Source organism: Putridiphycobacter roseus (assembly GCF_003234935.1).
GTDB classification, from domain to species: Bacteria; Bacteroidota; Bacteroidia; order Flavobacteriales_D; family Crocinitomicaceae; genus Putridiphycobacter; species Putridiphycobacter roseus.
The window spans coordinates 171,108-188,483 of sequence record NZ_QKSB01000007.1 but is presented as its reverse complement, the minus strand read 5'-3'; the positions used below and the strand labels follow the sequence as shown (position 1 = coordinate 188,483).

Sequence of the window (17,376 nt, the reverse complement as noted above, 5' to 3'; positions counted from 1 at the left end):
TGTGTAAAAAACCATCCCTTTTTATAAATATCTCTTAATTTTACCACAAAAAATCATGTCTAGATCTTTTATCCGTCTATCTTGGATTACACTCGTATTTATTTTCTTGGTAGTTATTGCAGGGAGTATTGTACGTTCTTCTGGAGCAGGCATGGGCTGTCCGGATTGGCCAAAATGTTTCGACCAAATTATCCCACCGACTGACATCAGTCAACTGCCTGATAATTACCAGGATATTTACCTTGAAAAAAGACTGAAAAAAATAGATCGTTTTGTAAATATTTTAAATAAGATTGGACTAGAACGGGTTGGGGAACAAATAAAAAATGACGATTCACTGCACAGAGAAGAAGTCTTCAATTGGGTGAAAACCTATACTGAATACGGTAATCGTGTAGTCGGTTTTATTGCCGGTAACTTAGTACTTATTACCTTTATATGGGTATTAATAAAATACAGAAGTAAACGTAAGCTACTCCTTTTATCTTTTTTAAATCTAATACTGATTAGCTTTGAAGGCTGGTTAGGCTCTATAGTTGTCGCTACAAATTTAATTCCTTGGGTACTTTCACTCCATATGATTTTTGCACTTATCATCATTTGGATTCAAATAGAAATAATCCATATTGCGCAAAATAAAAAATACAGTATTTCTATACCAAAAACATTTAAAAACATCTTTTACTTGAGTATAGCACTAACTGCGATACAAATATTAATGGGGGTGCAAGTTAGACAAGAGGTAGACTTTAAAGTGATAGATGGCGTAGATCGTTCTTTTTGGATTGAGGAGTTAAAAAATGAATTTAATTTCCTTTTCCACCGTTCTTTTTCATGGCTACTGTTAATTGTAAATATCTATTTATTCTGGAACAATAAAAATAAGCATTTTGGCATACCCATTTTTAATTTCATCCTCTTCTTACTTACGATTGAATTTATCACAGGTATTTTATTTTCTTATGCAAACATGCCAGCCATTACCCAGCCAATTCACATATTAGTTGCCTGTTTAATCCTAGGTTTTCAACTATATGGCTTAAATTATTTAAAATATAGTAGAGAATCTTTACTTCGTTAATTTTTAGTGGTAATATTTTAACTACATTTGCAAACCGAAAAATCATAGATTTGAAGATATGTTATTAAAAAGCATTATATTAAGAAAAACAGACGAATTTGAAGCAGCTATTCAAGACTGGTCAGATTCTAACGAGATAAAACATGAAATTTTTGACGGAAGTCAAGAACTTTATGAATTAGCTGACGCAATAGTATTGTTTCACGAAGATTACAACATTTCAAAAGAGAATGCATCTATAAAAGATCTTTTTTCGAATAACGGAAAATTTTCACATAGTATTGATGTAAATGGAACCTTAATGGCTTCTGTTTCTTCTTTTGTCTTTTGGTTAGAAAATCATAAACCAAAATCTGTATTAATTATTGGTGACGATAAATTAATAACAAACAAAAAATTCAGCACATACCTTGAGCGTTTAAGTGAAAGAATTAAATAACTTTTGGTTATTAAACTAAATAAAAAAAGCCTCGACAATAATTGTCGGGGCTTTTTTTATTTCCAATATTAATATTCTTTTAAAAATTTACAAGCTCTACATCAAAAATAAGATCTGCAAAACTAGGTATTGGTCCACTACCATTTTCTCCATAGCCTAACCAATAAGGAATAATTAATTTATATTTTGCTCCTTTGGACATTAACGCAATTCCTTCATCCCAACCTGCAATAACTCTTTTGGTTCCTAAAGCAAACTCTATAGGATGACCTCTATCTATAGAAGAATCAAACTTATTACCGTTATCCATCAAATAGCCAGTATAATGAACAGAAACCTTTTGACCAGTTTCTGGTTTTAGAGTTTCTTTACCTGCTTCTTCCATCACATACATTAAGCCGGTAGCTGTAATTTTTGCATTTGGATATACTGCTAAGGTTTTTTTCTTAAATGCAGCAATTCTTTCCACAGAACTCATGGCTTTTAATTGCTTAATTCTTTCCATTTCTAGACTTAACTGTTCCGCCAATTTAGCATATTCTGCTTCAAAAACTTCTGTTTCCTTGAATTTCTTAGCCGCTTTACCAAATCTGTAAATAGTCACTTTTTGAATGGTATCATTTTGGGCAATTTCATTTACAACATCTTGCCCTTTTACCACGTGTCCAAAAACAGTATGTTTTCCATTTAACCATGGTGTAGCTTTATGGGTAATAAAAAACTGACTACCGTTTGTTGCTACGCCAGAGTTAGCCATAGATAGAATACCTGGACCATCATGTTTTAATGAATCGTGAAATTCATCATAAAATTTATACCCTGGTCCACCTTGTCCGTTACCATTTGGGTCGCCACCCTGGATCATAAAATTACTAATCACTCTATGAAACAATAATCCATCATAAAAAGGTTGGTCAAACACCAAGGTATCGTTTTCAAAGTCACCTTCCGCTAATCCAACAAAGTTAGCAACTGTCAATGGCGTTTTTTCATATTCTAATGCCAATAATATATCCCCTTTATTTGTCGCCATTACCGCGTACATGCCATGGGCTAATTTCATCTTTTTTACCTGCTTTTTAGTAATTCGTTCTTGCGCGTAGCCCAAAGAAGAAATTAAAAAAATGGACAACATAATGAGCAAAGTTTTCTTCATAATTGATTTTTTTGTGTTTAAAGTTAAGAAGTCTATATAAACTCCAAAGAAAAGATTTTAAAAATCTTATTCTTTTTGATGATTAACAGACAAAAAACATTCCAAAATTAATTCATTTATTAAAAATAACAATATTGCCAATAAAGATTTATTATTTTTGCAACATGGTATTTGTGACGGGTGGAACAGGATTATTAGGTGCGCATGTTTTAGTAGAACTTTCAAAAAGAGGTCAACCTATCCTCGCGTTAAAAAGAAATAGTTCTTCCACTAAAATGACTGAGGCTATCTTTCAATATTTCTTTAAAGACCAATCCGAAGCCCTTTTCAATCAAATTGAGTGGGTAGAAGGAAACATATTAGACGTTAACAGCTTAAAATCCCCTTTACAAAGGTGTAATATCGTTTACCATTGCGCTGGAAAAGTTTCTTTCCACAAAAGAGATTTTCATGCCATGATGAAAATAAATAAAGAAGGAACTGCCAATATGGTTAACGTAGCACTTTCCGTTGGCATTGAGAAATTTTGTCACGTAAGCTCAACTGCTGCCATTGGTAGAGATGTTAAAACGCTACTTTACACGGAAGAAAATAAATGGCAAACTTCAAATGAGAATTCCAATTATGCAGTAAGTAAATATTCTGCAGAAATGGAAGTCTGGAGAAGTAAAGAGGAAGGCTTAAATGTGACTATTGTAAACCCTTCTGTAATTATTGGTGCCGGTTTTTGGACGGAAAGTTCCTTAGAAATATTCGACACAGTTTCTAAAGGTTTAAAATATTACCCTTCTGGCATGAACGCTTTTGTAGATGCAAGAGATGTTGCATATTGCATGGTAGAACTGGTTGAAAAAAATAAGATGGGAGACCGTTATTTAACCATTAGTCAAAATGTATTTTTCAAAGATTTATTAAGTACTATAGCGACAAAAATGTCGGTGAAAAAACCAAGTGTTGCCGTTAAACCATGGATGGTAGAGTTAGGATGGAGACTGGAGAAAATAAAAGCCATTATTTTTGCTCGCAAACCAAAAATCACAAAGGAAACAGCAAGAAGTGCTATGTCCATATCCAAATACAATAATCAAAAAATTAAAACGGCGATAGGGATAGATTTTATTCCTATTGAAGACGCCATAGAAAATGCAATTTCCTTTCATGATTTTATAAAAAATAATAAATAAAGGGTATTGTTGATAAATTAATGTCTATTGCACCGTAGCAATAATTATTTTTGTAACAAATTATAATCACACACATGAATATTTTAGTTTTAGGATCAGGAGGAAGAGAACACGCCATTTGTTGGAAAATTTCACAGAGTTCACAACTCGACAAGTTATTTATTGCCCCAGGAAATGCTGGGACCAATCAAGTTGGTATTAATGTCGACCTACAACCAACCGATTTTGATGGCATAAAAGATTTTGTGTTAAAAAACAAAATTGATATTGTTGTTGTAGGACCTGAAGAACCTTTAGTATTAGGTATTGCGGATTACTTTTTAGCAGATGAAAGCATTAAACATGTTGGTGTAATTGGACCGAATAAAGAAGCTGCACAACTAGAAGGAAGTAAGGACTTTTCTAAACAATTTATGAAAAGACATAATATTCCTACTGCAAAATACGCGAGTTTCACCCAAGATAATTTAGCAGATGGCTTTAAGTTTTTAGATAAAATGAAATCGCCATATGTCTTAAAAGCTGATGGCTTAGCTGCAGGAAAAGGGGTGCTAATTATTGATGATTTAGCAGAAGCTAAAAAAGAATTGGAGAACATGTTAACCAAAGGGAAATTTGGAAGCGCATCCTCTAAGGTTGTGATTGAAGAATTTCTATCTGGAATTGAAATGTCAGTATTTGTATTAACAGATGGTATCTCTTATAAAATATTACCCGAAGCAAAAGATTACAAGAGAATATCTGAAGGTGATCAAGGATTAAACACTGGCGGAATGGGAGCTATTTCACCTGTACCTTTTGCTACTGCTGGATTTAAAGATAAAATTGAAAATCAAATAATTATTCCAACCATTAAGGGGTTAAAAAAAGACAACATTGAATACAAAGGATTTATCTTTATTGGTATCATTAAAGTAGGAAATGATCCGTATGTAATTGAATACAATTGCAGAATGGGAGATCCAGAAACGGAAGTCGTAATGCCTAGATTGCGATCAGATATTATCGATTTATTTGAAGGAGTTGCTACTACTACTCTTTCTGAAAGAGACATTATGTTTTATGACAAAGCTGCGGCTGCAGTTATGATGGTATCTGGTGGATATCCTGAAGCTTATGAAAAAGAAAAAGTAATCAATGGCATCCATGATGTTGTAGATTCTTTAGTCTTTCATGCAGGTACTAAACAAGATGGCGCTAAAACCATTTCAAGTGGTGGCAGAGTAATTTGTGTTACCTCATACGGAAAAGACTTTAAAAAAGCTTTAGACAAAAGTTACGAAAACATAAAAAAGATCAATTTTGATAACATGTATTATCGAAAAGATATTGGATTCGATTTAGAATTGATTGAAGATTAAACCATTTTTTTTATTAAATTCGTTAAACCTAACATAATAGTCACATTTAAATGGACGGAGAACCCCAGAGGAAATATAATTTATCATTTCATACACTAACTACATTGAAGGTCAATTGTTCCTTAGGACAAACATGGCTTGAAAATAAAAAAAATTCATTTCACTACTTAATACAAGTCGTTAAATGATTTCAATTATCATTCTCATCTCCCTCATTGCATCTGCATTTTTTTCAGGAATGGAAATTGCATTCATTTCTGCCAATCGATTAAAAATTGAATTGGAAAAAAATAATGGTGCATTATCAGGACGGGTATTATCTTATTTTGTCAGAAATGAATCAAACTTTATAAGCACCATGCTTTTAGGTAATAATATTGCCTTGGTTGTTTATGGAATATACATGGCAAAAGCATTAGCACCTTCCTTAGAAAGCATCTACCCAAATCAAGCATTTATTTTGATTTCACAAACCATCATTTCCACATTGATCGTGCTAGTAACTGCTGAATTTCTGCCTAAAGCTATTTTTAGAATCAACCCAAATTGGTCTTTAACATTCTTTTCCTTTCCATTATTTTTAATTTATTGGATCTTAATAATCCCCTCTTTCGTTACGACTTATATCTCCAGATTATTTTTGAAAATATTTGGTGTTAATATCGAAAATACAAAACAAGCCTTTTCAAAAGTCGACTTGGATGATTATGTGCGAGACATTTCAGATCGGATGGAAAATGAATTTGAAATGGAAAATGAGATTCAAATATTACAAAACGCATTGGCATTTTCGACTACAAAAGCAAGAGATTGTATGGTACCGAGAACAGAAATTACTGCGGTTAATATTGAGATTTCAATTGAAGAATTAAAAACGCGTTTTATTGAAACTGGATTTTCTAAAATACTAGTTTACAGAGATTCTATTGACAACTTAATTGGTTACGTACACTCTTACGAATTATTTAAAAAGCCAATTGCCATTACGCAAATCCTATTGCCAATATCTATTGTACCCGAAGCCATATTGATTAAAATTTTATTAGAACAGTTTACCGCACAAAAAAGAAGTGTGGCAGTAGTAGTAGACGAATTCGGCGGTACTTCAGGAATGATTACTGTAGAAGATATTATTGAAGAGATTTTTGGTGAGATAGAAGACGAACATGATTCTGATATTTTAATTGAAGAACAAATAGATGAAAACACCTACCTGTTTTCTGCTAGAATTGAAATTGGAACTTTAAATGATCGTTATAATTTCAATTTCGAAGAAATGGATGAATACGAAACATTGGGTGGATTAATATACAATGAATTGGAAGAAATTCCAGAAAAAGGCACCAAGTTTGTATACAAAAACTACTTGATTGTCATTGAAGAAGTATCCAGTAATAAAGTGGAATTAGTTAAGGTGAAAATAGATAATTAATAATATCCTCTTCATTTGTTTGGTTACATTCACATTATTTCTTTATTTTTGTGACAAAGCAAGTATATATAATATGTTTAAAGCAAACGCATCTAAAGAGCAATCAACAGGCACTAATCAAATTAATAGAATTGTTGAAGGAACATTAATTAAGGGAGACATTATTGCGGATAGTAATATTCGTATTGATGGAAAATTAATTGGCAACTTAAAGGTTAACGGTAAGTTAGTTTTGGGAGCTACAGGCGTTATTGAAGGAGAAATTACCTGCTTAAATGCAAGTATTGAAGGTAAAATCACTGGAGAAGTAAAAGTAGATGGACTTTTAGTACTGAATGAGACGGCAAATATTCAAGGTAATATCAAGACCCATAAAATAGGAGTTTTAGAAGGTGCAGAATTCACTGGACAATGTATCATGAGTGCCAACACTAAGCAACCTTTAATAGAAGAAATAAAGTTAGAATCAAAGGAAAATCCAGAAATGGTTTATTAAACCATGGCAAGCAACAAAAATTACCTAAAGTATTCTTCTTTGGGATTTCAAATGGCAATTACTGTTGGTCTTGCAGCTTGGGGTGGACAATATTTTGACAAGAAATTCGAAAACGAGCAACCAATATTCACTATAGTTCTGATCTTAATTGGAATTGCTATTGCCTTATATCAAGTTATTCGCGAAGTAAACAAACTAACGAAAGAAGACGAAGAGGAAGATCAAAAAAAAACATGAAAAAAAAACATTTAAAATCTCTATTACTTTTAGAGACATTATTTATGGTCCTTTTAGGTGCCATTCATTTTTTGATCGCTAAATATTTATTGCCTGATATCTATTTTAATTATAGAATTATATTCATTTACCTTTTTTTGTTACCATTATCCTTGCTGGGCACTTTAGCCATTTTTTATATCCACAAAACAGATGATTCTTTAATAGGCAAAGGGTTTCTTGCCTTTACCGTTATTAAAATTCTAGGATCATTTGTATTTCTATTGCCATTCTTAATGGATCAGGATGACTTTACAAAACCATTTGTTTATCAATTCTTCGCTGTATTCTTCCCAAGTCTAATCGTCGAAACATTTGTTATCTTACGGATGGTGAACATAGTAGAAGCGGAAAAAACAACACAAGTGGAAAATCCATAAAATATTCTTGTCAGTTAACTTTTTATCCATATCTTTGCGCAAAATTTTTGATTTACGCCAAATTTGCGTCATTAGAGTTGATATGAAAAAGGTATTTAAAGCTTGTCTCTTCGTTACATTAATCGCTTTTTCAAGCGTAGTATATGCCCAAGATGACATTTCACGATTATTGAATGAGTTTGTTGTTAACATGACAGAAGAAGCAGTTTCTGAAACTGTTCATGAAGAAAAACACGAAGAAATTCATACTAAAGAAGGAGCACATCACAGTGCTGAAGAAACGGAAGAAGCTTCAGGTTTCGATCCAATCCACCACGTATTAGATGCGCACGATATTCATTTATGGGGAGATGGACATGATGCTGTATCCGTTCCATTACCTATTATATTGTGGACAGACAATGGTTTAGTTACCTTTATGTCTTCTGCCTTTCATCATGATGATGCAGGACATCATATTTTTGAAAAAAATGGGATGTCTTTTGTAAAGCACCACGAGAAGATTTATCAACTAAATGCTGGAGAAAAAGTATTGTCCATTGACCATGAAACACATACTGCAACCAATGCAGTATTGCCATTAGATTTATCCATCACCAAAGTAATTGCAGCAGTATTTATTGTCGCTATCATCATGTTATTAGTATTTACTGCAGCAGCAAAAAAATACAAAACAGCGAAACCAGAATCGCCAAAAGGTATTGCAAAATGGATGGAGCCATTAGTATTATTTGTTAGAGATTTTGCGAAAGATAGTATTGGAGACAGATACATGAAATTTATGCCTTATTTGTTAACCGTATTTTTCTTTATTTGGTTTGGTAATTTATTAGGCTTAATTCCATTCATTGGTGGTATTAACATGACAGGTAACATTGCGATTACCTTAACTTTGGCATTAATGACCTTAATCATTCAATTAATTAATTCTAAATGGGCATTTTGGAAACACATGTTAATGCCTCCTGGAGTACCTGTAGCATTATATCCAATATTAGTACCAATTGAGTTGATGGGAATTTTAATTAAGCCAGCAGCCTTAACTATTCGTTTGTTTGCAAACATCACTGCAGGACACATTATCGTATTATCCATAATCGGAATCATATTCATCAACCATAATGTAGCTTGGGCAGGACTATCTGTACCTTTAGCATTATTCATTTCTGTGTTGGAAATCACCTTGGTGGCCTTTTTACAGGCTTATATTTTTACAATGTTATCGTCAATGTTTATTGGCGCAGCTGTAGATGATGGTCACCATTAATAAATAAGTAAATTAATTGTTAAACTAAAATAAAAACAAACATGGGAGCAATCGGAGCTGGACTAGCTGTATTAGGCGCAGGATTAGGAATCGGAAAAATTGGTGGATCTGCAATGGAAGCAATTGCAAGACAACCAGAAGCTACTAACAAAATTCAAACTGCAATGATTATTGCTGCTGCACTTATTGAAGGTGTTGCACTTTTCGGAGTTGTAGTTGGAATGTTAGCTAAGTAATTTTTTTAAGACTTGAATGTAGGGTTTGCCTACATTCAAGTTTATTTTGTTTTAACACTATTATTAAAAAATATGGAATTATTAACCCCCTCAATCGGAACTATAGTTTGGAGTACAATTGTATTTGTAATCCTTATGCTATTATTAGCAAAGTTTGCATGGAAACCAATGTTAAAAGCGGTAAACGACCGTGAAAACAGCATTTCAGATGCATTGAGCTTAGCGGAAAAAACAAAAGCTGAAATGGCAGCTTTAAATGCGCAAAACGAAACTTTGTTAAAGGAAGCAAGAATTGAGCGTGATCAAATGATCAAGGAAGCTGGTGAAGCAGGAGCTACTATTCTTGCAGAAGCAAAAGATAAAGCGACAGCTGCAGCGGATAAGATTGTAAGTGATGCTCACAAAGCAATCACGAACGACAAAAACGCGGCAATGGCTGAAATTAAAACGCATGTTGCATCTTTATCTATAGCTATAGCAGAAAAGATTGTAAAAAGTGAATTAACTACAAGCGAAAACCAAAAAAAATTAGCTAATCAATTAGCTGATGAAATTAGCTTAAATTAATTAGAACATGAAAGGAACTTTAGTTGCATCACGTTACGCTACGTCATTACTAGAATTAGCTTTAGAAAACAACTTGTTGGATAAAGTGAATGAAGATATGGTGGAATTGTCGGCTGTTTGTGCAGAGTCTAAAGATTTTGCAGACTTATTGAGCAATCCAATTGTACACGAGTCAAAAAAAATTGATATTTTTAAAGCGTTATTTTCGGATAACATGCAAACTTTATCTATTTCATTTTTAGAATTAATTACAAAACATTCTAGAGAAGGAATATTACCAGCTATTGCAGCTAGTTATACTGAACTATACAAAAAACACAATAACATTGTAGATGTTGTATTAACTTCGGCTATTGAATTAGATGCAGCAACCAAAGAAAAAATAATATCAAAAATTAAAACAATCACAACAGGTAAAATTGAATTGGTTGAAAAAATTGATCCATCTATTATCGGTGGTTTTATTATTAACATTGAAGATAAACAAATAGACTCGTCAGTAGCGAGTAAATTTTCTAACTTAAAAAATATACTACTTAATTAAGTAGTAAAGTTTAATAAATAAATATTAGAACATGGCTAATATCAAACCTGCAGAAGTAACTGCTATCTTGAGAGAACAATTATCAGGAGCTAAAACAAATGCTGAATTAGAAGAAGTGGGATCTGTACTCCAAGTTGGAGATGGGATTGCTACTGTTTACGGATTAAATTCTGTACAATATGGCGAAATGGTTGAATTTAAAGGTGGTGTAAGAGGAATCGCACTTAACCTTGAAGAAGACAACGTTGGGGTTGTATTGTTGGGTAAATCTGACGATATTGTAGAAGGAGATACTGTAAAGCGATTAAAAATGACTGCTTCACTTCAAGTAGGTGAAGGTATTGTTGGTCGTGTTGTGGATACTTTGGGTAACCCAATTGATGGTAATGGTCCAATTCAAGGGGAAACTTTTGAAATGCCATTAGAAAGAAAAGCACCAGGTGTTATCTATCGTCAGCCGGTAACTGAACCATTACAAACAGGTATTAAAGCAATTGATGCTATGATTCCTATTGGTAGAGGACAAAGAGAGTTAATTATTGGAGATAGACAGACTGGTAAAACTACTGTTGCTATTGATACCATCATTAACCAAAAAGAATTTTTTGATAAAGGAGAACCTGTTTACTGTATCTATGTTGCTATTGGCCAAAAAGGTTCAACAGTTGCTGGATTAGTTGACAAATTAGAAAAAGCTGGTGCAATGGCTTATACTACTATTGTTGCAGCAAACGCATCTGATTCTGCTACGACTCAATTTTATGCTCCTTTCGCAGGTGCTGCAATTGGTGAGTATTTTAGAGATACAGGTAGACCAGCATTAATTGTTTATGATGATTTATCAAAACAAGCAGTTGCATACCGTGAGGTTTCTTTGCTATTAAGAAGACCACCGGGACGTGAGGCTTATCCTGGAGATGTATTCTATTTGCACTCAAGATTATTAGAGAGAGCAGCAAAAGTTATCAATGATGATACGATTGCTAAAACAATGAATGATTTACCAGATTCTATTAAACATTTAGTAAAAGGTGGTGGTTCTTTAACTGCATTACCAATTATTGAAACGCAAGCTGGTGATGTTTCTGCTTATATTCCTACTAACGTAATTTCGATTACTGATGGTCAGATATTCTTAGAATCTAACTTGTTTAATGCAGGTGTTCGTCCAGCAATTAACGTAGGTATTTCAGTATCTCGTGTAGGTGGTTCGGCACAAATTAAATCTATGAAAAAAGTGGCTGGTACTTTGAAATTAGACCAAGCACAATATAGAGAATTAGAGGCATTTGCTAAATTCGGTTCTGATTTAGATGCAGCAACAAAAAGTGTACTTGATAAAGGTGCAAGAAATGTTGAGATCTTAAAACAAAATGAGGGTGATCCTTATACCGTTCAAGATCAAATTGCAATTATTTATGCTGGTACAAAAGGCTTATTGACTAACGTGCCAATTGACAAGGTAAAAGAATTTGAAAAACAATTACTTGCTACCTTAAACGCAACTCACAAAGATGTAATGGATAATTTAGCTGCTGGTAAATATACGGATAAGGAAACTTCTGTATTAGGAAAAGTGGCTACTGAAATTGCTTCAAATTATTAAAATAAAAGTCTTTAGGGTGGAAGTAATTTCACCCTAATTTATAAACTTTATTATGGCTAATTTAAAAGAAATAAGAAATAGAATTGTATCGGTTTCGTCAACCATGCAAATTACTTCGGCTATGAAAATGGTATCTGCTGCTAAGCTTAAGCGAGCACAAGATGCGATTACGCTAATGCGACCATATGCTGATAAATTGCAAGATATTTTAACCAATCTTTCTGCTTCTTTAGATACTTCTGAAAATGAATATGCTCAAGAAAGAGCCATTAAAAACGTTTTAATCATTCCTGTAACCTCTAACAGGGGATTATGTGGTGGTTTTAACAACTACGTAGTAAAAAAAGCGTTGCACATTGCCAATGTAAAATACGCAGCATATAACACTACCGTATTTCCAATTGGAAAAAAAGCTGCTGATACTTTTAAGAAAACAGCACATTACGGTAATAGCGAAGCTATAGTAAAAGAAGGAAGTGAAATTTGGGGTGACTTAAATTTTGCAAATGCAAACGATATGGCATCCAAAATAATGGAAGCTTACGTAAATGGTTCATTTGATAAAGTAGTTTTTGTCTACAATAAATTCAAAAATGTAGCGACTCAAATAGTAACGGAAGTACAATTTTTACCAATTTTACCGCCAGTTCAAACGGAAAATTCAGTAAAAAATACGGCATCAGCTGATTATATTTTTGAGCCTTCTAAAGCTGAAATTATTACTGAATTAATTCCAAAATCATTAAAAACACAATTTTATACTATTCTTTTGGAATCTCATGCAGGGGAACACGGTGCAAGAATGACAGCAATGCATAAAGCAACGGATAACGCTACGGAGTTAAACAAAGAATTGAAATTAAAATACAATCAAGCCCGTCAAGCTGCAATTACCAATGAAATTTTAGAAATTGTTGGTGGTGCTGAAGCATTGAATGGTTAAATAGTAATACAGTATTATTTAAAAACCCAAATCTTTCGATTTGGGTTTTTTTGTGTTTAATAAATACAGTAATTCTATTGTATAATAAATTTAGAAACGTACCGTTTATCCTGACTCATAAATTCAGGTATGTTTCATCATCTAATCCATCCAATGAAAATGTATTAATTTGCTTTATTCAAAATAGCATTTGTCATAGTAAATTTTCTCAATTTCAAACAGCACTTTGTAAACGTTTAAACGCTTCTTTTGCTCTCTACTATAATTTTCCAAAATGGCAAGTACATTATCACAATGATTAAACCATACTTTCATATTATCAAATAGAATACTGTATTTTTTATAGAGCATTACTCTTGGTATAGCATGGTAAATTCCATCTTTTATATAACAAAATTCTGTATAGCTACTTGTAGTATAAGTACTACTTTTCTGAGCATGTTGTGCACCAGTCTCACGACTTCTTTGATAGGACAAGATAGAAACGTCTCCACTTCTAATGACTACTTTTAATATTCGATTCCCTGCGCTTACAGTCTTGTCATTTATATTTACTTTAACGAATATTACTTGCTTTAATGTTTTAGGCTTATCAGTATATCCAACAACAGCAGATTCAACATCTATTTTTAAATAATCAGTTTTATCACCATTACTATCCACGCATTTAATTCGTTTACTCAATTCATTTGCTATTACCTTTTCAAAGTATACGACCGCTCCACTTCTTAAATGCACGCATGGCTTTGTCTGGCAATTTGCGTAATTCCAAGACAAACCAATAATAAATAATAATATAGTAACTTTCAATTTACTCATAACTCCATTTGTTTTTCTAATAATTATTTTTCTAGTTTTTTATAGTGTCCATAATAAGAATTAAACCTACGAAAATTGTTTTTACTCCTTTTCTTATAAATCCCTAATCTAAAGTAATTATACAGACCATATAAAACGAGTAAATTGTAAAATTTAGAATTGTAAATAGCTTTCACATAAAAAATCAGTTAACATCATTCTTCAAACAAAGTATAACAAAAATCAATGCTTATTATTTACTCCCCCTCATGCTCTCTACTATTTTACGGTAAGCATCTAAGCCCACTGCATCAAATGGGTTTGTTGGGCTGTTTCCACTGCCTCCACCAAAAATCATAATCTCAGGAAACTTAATCTTTGCCATATTTGAACTCACCTTATCTGCAATTTCAATATCCATAGTCATTCTTTGTTCTGGCGTTAAACCAGCCGACACTAATGCCTTATTTGCTTCTGCCTGTGCTCTACCTTCTTCTGCAATCTTATCTGCAATATACTTCGCTTGTAATGCTTCTTGTTGGGCCACTTCTTTTGCTTTCTCAGCTTGGATCACCGCTTGTAACTTATCGGCTTCCTGTTCCGCTTTCACTTTAGCCAACATTTGTTCTCCTCTTGCTTTTTCCGTTAAAGCTTCTTGTTGGGCAGTAATCAAAGATTGTTTACTAACCGATTCTAAGGTAGACTGTTCAATTTTTTGAGCAAGTTTCCGGTCTACTTGTTCCTCGTAATCCACCTCATCAATGGCAGCAAAATCGACATTGATGCTATATTGTTGAATATCTGATTTAATACGACTTGCTAAACCATCTTCCCCAATTCTAATAAAAGAAGTGGTTATTTTTTCTTTTTCATTCGACATTGAATCGCGAACATATTCCGTCTTGTATTCCAATACGTACTGACCATTTTGTAATTGATCTCTGAAATCTTCTTTTAATTTTGATCTACCACCACTGTAATGTGTTTCGGACTCCATCAGCTGTGCAGCAAATTTTAAACACTCACGACTATAGGGCACCAATGAATTTTTTGCCAGTCTCTCAGGTCCACGATAAGCTTTATGAATTTGAATCATTTTATCTGTATCGTTTGGTAAACTCCATCTAATAGTAGCTTGGGCAGTTGCTTTAGTCGCGTCATTAAAACGAATGGTAAAAGGTGGATTCGAAGTCACTTGGTCTTGATCTTCCGCAGAAAAAACGGTAGTAATTACATCTGGATAATCGGTAGTTTTACTGAAAAAACCAGCAAAATGATAGCCTGGATTAAAAAATATTTTTTCATTTCCATTAATAGTTTCCACAAAAGTACGGTAACCAGCAGCTGTTCTTGTAAAAGGATTAAAAATTAATATTAAGGCAAATCCTACTAAAACCATTAACATCCATTTTTTACTGTCTTTAATGATATCAATACTTTTCCACTTTTCTAAAATTGGGTCCAATACTAAAACAAGTACCACTAATACCAAAATAAGCACACCTAAAGTTGTCATAATCTATAATTTATTCCATAAATATAACATTAATACAATTGGTATAACATGGGTTTTCTATTTACCAAATAACCTATTACATATATTTAGTCATAAAAGCAGTTCAAATAAAGTAAGGTGTAGAAAAAAAATGCAGGCTATTTTTGAATTAAAATCTTTAAAGTAAAACCTCCCTACCAGTTTTATAAAGCATTATTTGATAGCAAAACATCTATTTCATTGTTGCATAACAATTGATAAAGTACTGTTTTATTTTTGTAACAATTTCAACGGATTTTCAATAAAAAAGACTACTCCAACAAATACAAATAACAATATAGTTCTGAAACCATATTGTAATATTCCGTTATCAAATTGCACCAAACGACTCAATAAGTAGAGTAACCAAGCTACTATTATAAACGTCAAGACCTTCCTTAGATTATATTTAATGGGATAATATTTCTGTCCTAGAAAATGGGAAGCCAGCATCATTAAAAAATAAACAATTAAAGTTGCCCAAGCTGACCCCACATAACCAAAATGGGGTATAAACAAAATATTAAGCGAAAGCGTAATGATTGCACCTCCGATAGCGATATAAGCACCAAATTTAGTTTTATTGGCCAACTTATACCAAATAGATTGGTTGTAATAGATACCTAAAAATATATTGGCCATTAATAAAATAGGCACCACTTTTAATCCTTCCCAATAACGTTCATTAATGAACCATTTAAAAATATCTAAATACAAGGTGACCCCAAGAAAAATGAGTGAAACAACAATGACAAAATAAGTCATGACTGTTGAATAAATTTTTGCTTTATCTTTATTATGTTCTTGTGCAAAAAAGAAAGGTTCTGCAGCATATCTAAAAGCCTGAATAAACAGTGTAATAATAATGGATAGCTTATAATTGGCCGAGTAAATTCCGACTTGAGACTGGGCGTATTCCACTCCTTTGTCAATAAGTAATCGTTTTAATAAAATTCTATCAATGGTTTCATTAACAATTCCAGCAAAACCAGCAATCACCATAGGCAAAGCAAATATTACCATGGTTCTCACCAGAAATTTATCCCACACTAACCGAATGGCTTTAATTTCTTTCCACAAAAACAAAGGCTTAATTAGACTAGCAAATAAATTCGCAATAAAAATAAAGCCGATACCAAATTCTGGATAAATTGGGAGTAAAACAAATAAGAAAAATAAATTTAAAATAATAGTAACCCCAATGGATGACAATTGAATTAAAGCAAACTTTTTAGCCTTATTTTGGAACCTCAATTTCGCTAATAAAACAGCACTTAAAGCATCAAAAGCCAATATAAATGCAAACCAAATTACATAATTAGCATGTTCGGGATACATCATCCAACTGGCAATAGGTTGCGCAAAGAGTAGAACTGTTCCCAAAAACACGACATTAATAGACAAAACAATAGAAAAAGCCTGATTAAAAGTTTTCTCTTTGTCTTTCGCGCCATTAACGAAACGGAAAAACGTAGTTTCCATCCCGAACATTAAAAATACCACTAAGAAAGCTACATAAGCATAAAATTCACTAATTACACCATATTCAGAAGTGGTAAAAAAGTAGGTATGCAAGGGCACTAGCAGATAGTTGAGAAGTCGACCGACAATGGAAGACAAACCATAAATGGCCGTTTGACCTGCTAGTTTTTTTATTACTGACACAATTTCTACTTAATCGCTTTGTTAAATAACTTCATATTTTTCATACTAAAATCTCAAAAAAATCAAATCTCAATCCGCAATATTCAAATTCAAAAAAAGTGAAAAAATATTTGAACACTTCTCCCTAACCCACTTATGTTTTTTCAATAATTGATGACAATATTTTCTTCATTTCTTCTCCTTCTTGAATTAGGTATAATAACTGCTCTTGGTTATTTAAATCATTTGTGTCATTTATTAATCTCAACCAAAATATGGCTTCTTTCGTCTATTTTCAGCTAACTTTTACGCTATAAACAAAAAAGTTCGCTCTTCTAAATCATATGGTTTCTTATCAGTCAAAGAAATTTTTTTTAAGCTACTCATTCGTCCATATTTGAACTTTTTGAGATTTGTAATTTGAATATTTGA

General features: G+C 32.6%; 18 protein-coding genes. 14 read left to right on the top strand and 4 right to left on the bottom strand.

The features are described 5' to 3' along the window. Positions 1-55: 55 nt before the first annotated feature. Both DNU06_RS12505 and DNU06_RS12500 read left to right on the top strand, forming a co-directional pair. Entirely contained in the window at positions 56-1,081 is a 1,026-nt protein-coding gene (locus tag DNU06_RS12505) for a COX15/CtaA family protein (RefSeq protein ID WP_111063700.1), read from the top strand. Positions 1,082-1,139: 58 nt separating this feature from the next. Beyond that, positions 1,140-1,520, top strand: a complete 381-nt coding sequence (locus DNU06_RS12500; protein ID WP_111063698.1) for a hypothetical protein — start codon at positions 1,140-1,142, stop codon at positions 1,518-1,520. 79 nt (positions 1,521-1,599) lie between these two features. Here the strand turns inward: DNU06_RS12500 and DNU06_RS12495 are convergent, their stop codons facing one another. Next, positions 1,600-2,583 (bottom strand): peptidylprolyl isomerase, encoded by a 984-nt coding sequence (locus tag DNU06_RS12495; protein WP_379659552.1) that lies wholly within the window; start codon positions 2,581-2,583, stop codon positions 1,600-1,602. Between the two features lie 257 nt (positions 2,584-2,840). On the opposite strand from DNU06_RS12495, the gene DNU06_RS12490 reads away from it, so the two are divergent. The 12 genes from DNU06_RS12490 (at position 2,841) to atpG (ending at position 12,968) form a co-directional block, all read left to right on the top strand. Continuing rightward, the gene (locus tag DNU06_RS12490; protein ID WP_111063694.1) at positions 2,841-3,860 is read left to right on the top strand and encodes an NAD-dependent epimerase/dehydratase family protein; all 1,020 of its coding nucleotides are present in this window, start codon (positions 2,841-2,843) and stop codon (positions 3,858-3,860) included. Positions 3,861-3,934: 74 nt separating this feature from the next. After that, complete coding sequence (gene purD / locus DNU06_RS12485) at positions 3,935-5,221, top strand: phosphoribosylamine--glycine ligase (RefSeq protein WP_111063692.1); 1,287 nt, start codon at positions 3,935-3,937, stop codon at positions 5,219-5,221. A gap of 184 nt (positions 5,222-5,405) precedes the next feature. Further along, positions 5,406-6,653 (top strand): hemolysin family protein, encoded by a 1,248-nt coding sequence (locus DNU06_RS12480; RefSeq protein WP_111063690.1) that lies wholly within the window; start codon positions 5,406-5,408, stop codon positions 6,651-6,653. A gap of 73 nt (positions 6,654-6,726) precedes the next feature. Beyond that, positions 6,727-7,149, top strand: a complete 423-nt coding sequence (locus DNU06_RS12475) for a bactofilin family protein (RefSeq protein ID WP_111063688.1) — start codon at positions 6,727-6,729, stop codon at positions 7,147-7,149. A 3-nt stretch (positions 7,150-7,152) separates the two neighbouring features. Then, positions 7,153-7,386: an AtpZ/AtpI family protein gene (locus tag DNU06_RS12470; protein ID WP_111063686.1), complete on the top strand. Its 234-nt coding sequence runs from the start codon at positions 7,153-7,155 to the stop codon at positions 7,384-7,386. After that, a complete protein-coding gene (locus DNU06_RS12465; protein WP_146239236.1) occupies positions 7,383-7,805 on the top strand; it encodes a hypothetical protein in 423 nt (140 codons plus the stop codon). The genes DNU06_RS12470 and DNU06_RS12465 overlap by 4 nt, the downstream gene beginning before the upstream one ends. An 82-nt stretch (positions 7,806-7,887) precedes the next feature. After that, complete coding sequence (gene atpB / locus DNU06_RS12460) at positions 7,888-9,072, top strand: F0F1 ATP synthase subunit A (protein ID WP_111063682.1); 1,185 nt, start codon at positions 7,888-7,890, stop codon at positions 9,070-9,072. A 41-nt stretch (positions 9,073-9,113) separates the two neighbouring features. Continuing rightward, positions 9,114-9,308 carry an ATP synthase F0 subunit C gene (gene atpE / locus DNU06_RS12455; RefSeq protein WP_111063680.1) on the top strand — a complete coding sequence of 65 codons (195 nt, stop codon included), beginning with the start codon at positions 9,114-9,116 and terminating at the stop codon, positions 9,306-9,308. 72 nt (positions 9,309-9,380) lie between these two features. Continuing rightward, positions 9,381-9,875, top strand: a complete 495-nt coding sequence (locus DNU06_RS12450) for a F0F1 ATP synthase subunit B (protein WP_111063752.1) — start codon at positions 9,381-9,383, stop codon at positions 9,873-9,875. 7 nt (positions 9,876-9,882) lie between these two features. Further along, positions 9,883-10,419: an ATP synthase F1 subunit delta gene (gene atpH, locus DNU06_RS12445; RefSeq protein ID WP_111063678.1), complete on the top strand. Its 537-nt coding sequence runs from the start codon at positions 9,883-9,885 to the stop codon at positions 10,417-10,419. A 31-nt stretch (positions 10,420-10,450) separates the two neighbouring features. After that, complete coding sequence (atpA, locus tag DNU06_RS12440) at positions 10,451-12,025, top strand: F0F1 ATP synthase subunit alpha (protein WP_111063676.1); 1,575 nt, start codon at positions 10,451-10,453, stop codon at positions 12,023-12,025. A gap of 52 nt (positions 12,026-12,077) precedes the next feature. Beyond that, on the top strand, positions 12,078-12,968 hold the full coding sequence (gene atpG, locus DNU06_RS12435) for an ATP synthase F1 subunit gamma (RefSeq protein ID WP_111063674.1): 891 nt from the start codon (positions 12,078-12,080) through the stop codon (positions 12,966-12,968). Positions 12,969-13,142: 174 nt separating this feature from the next. On the opposite strand, the gene DNU06_RS12430 is transcribed toward atpG, so the two are convergent. The 3 genes from DNU06_RS12430 to DNU06_RS12420 all read right to left on the bottom strand — a co-directional run bounded on the left by DNU06_RS12430 (position 13,143) and on the right by DNU06_RS12420 (position 16,965). Continuing rightward, complete coding sequence (locus DNU06_RS12430; protein ID WP_111063672.1) at positions 13,143-13,787, bottom strand: hypothetical protein; 645 nt, start codon at positions 13,785-13,787, stop codon at positions 13,143-13,145. A gap of 232 nt (positions 13,788-14,019) precedes the next feature. Then, complete coding sequence (locus DNU06_RS12425; RefSeq protein ID WP_111063670.1) at positions 14,020-15,282, bottom strand: SPFH domain-containing protein; 1,263 nt, start codon at positions 15,280-15,282, stop codon at positions 14,020-14,022. Between the two features lie 249 nt (positions 15,283-15,531). Then, entirely contained in the window at positions 15,532-16,965 is a 1,434-nt protein-coding gene (locus tag DNU06_RS12420) for an oligosaccharide flippase family protein (RefSeq protein ID WP_111063669.1), read from the bottom strand. Between the last annotated feature and the right edge of the window lie 411 nt (positions 16,966-17,376).

Coding starts and splice junctions, on each gene's coding strand:
- DNU06_RS12490 (WP_111063694.1), top strand. CDS start 2,841: ATGGTATTTGTGACGGGTGGAACAGGATTATTAGGTGCGCATGTTTTA.
- DNU06_RS12425 (WP_111063670.1), bottom strand. CDS start 15,282: ATGACAACTTTAGGTGTGCTTATTTTGGTATTAGTGGTACTTGTTTTA.
- DNU06_RS12480 (WP_111063690.1), top strand. CDS start 5,406: ATGATTTCAATTATCATTCTCATCTCCCTCATTGCATCTGCATTTTTT.
- DNU06_RS12465 (WP_146239236.1), top strand. CDS start 7,383: ATGAAAAAAAAACATTTAAAATCTCTATTACTTTTAGAGACATTATTT.
- DNU06_RS12470 (WP_111063686.1), top strand. CDS start 7,153: ATGGCAAGCAACAAAAATTACCTAAAGTATTCTTCTTTGGGATTTCAA.
- DNU06_RS12430 (WP_111063672.1), bottom strand. CDS start 13,787: ATGAGTAAATTGAAAGTTACTATATTATTATTTATTATTGGTTTGTCT.
- atpB (WP_111063682.1), top strand. CDS start 7,888: ATGAAAAAGGTATTTAAAGCTTGTCTCTTCGTTACATTAATCGCTTTT.
- atpE (WP_111063680.1), top strand. CDS start 9,114: ATGGGAGCAATCGGAGCTGGACTAGCTGTATTAGGCGCAGGATTAGGA.
- atpG (WP_111063674.1), top strand. CDS start 12,078: ATGGCTAATTTAAAAGAAATAAGAAATAGAATTGTATCGGTTTCGTCA.
- purD (WP_111063692.1), top strand. CDS start 3,935: ATGAATATTTTAGTTTTAGGATCAGGAGGAAGAGAACACGCCATTTGT.
- atpA (WP_111063676.1), top strand. CDS start 10,451: ATGGCTAATATCAAACCTGCAGAAGTAACTGCTATCTTGAGAGAACAA.
- DNU06_RS12505 (WP_111063700.1), top strand. CDS start 56: ATGTCTAGATCTTTTATCCGTCTATCTTGGATTACACTCGTATTTATT.
- DNU06_RS12475 (WP_111063688.1), top strand. CDS start 6,727: ATGTTTAAAGCAAACGCATCTAAAGAGCAATCAACAGGCACTAATCAA.
- DNU06_RS12450 (WP_111063752.1), top strand. CDS start 9,381: ATGGAATTATTAACCCCCTCAATCGGAACTATAGTTTGGAGTACAATT.
- atpH (WP_111063678.1), top strand. CDS start 9,883: ATGAAAGGAACTTTAGTTGCATCACGTTACGCTACGTCATTACTAGAA.
- DNU06_RS12500 (WP_111063698.1), top strand. CDS start 1,140: ATGTTATTAAAAAGCATTATATTAAGAAAAACAGACGAATTTGAAGCA.
- DNU06_RS12495 (WP_379659552.1), bottom strand. CDS start 2,583: ATGAAATTAGCCCATGGCATGTACGCGGTAATGGCGACAAATAAAGGG.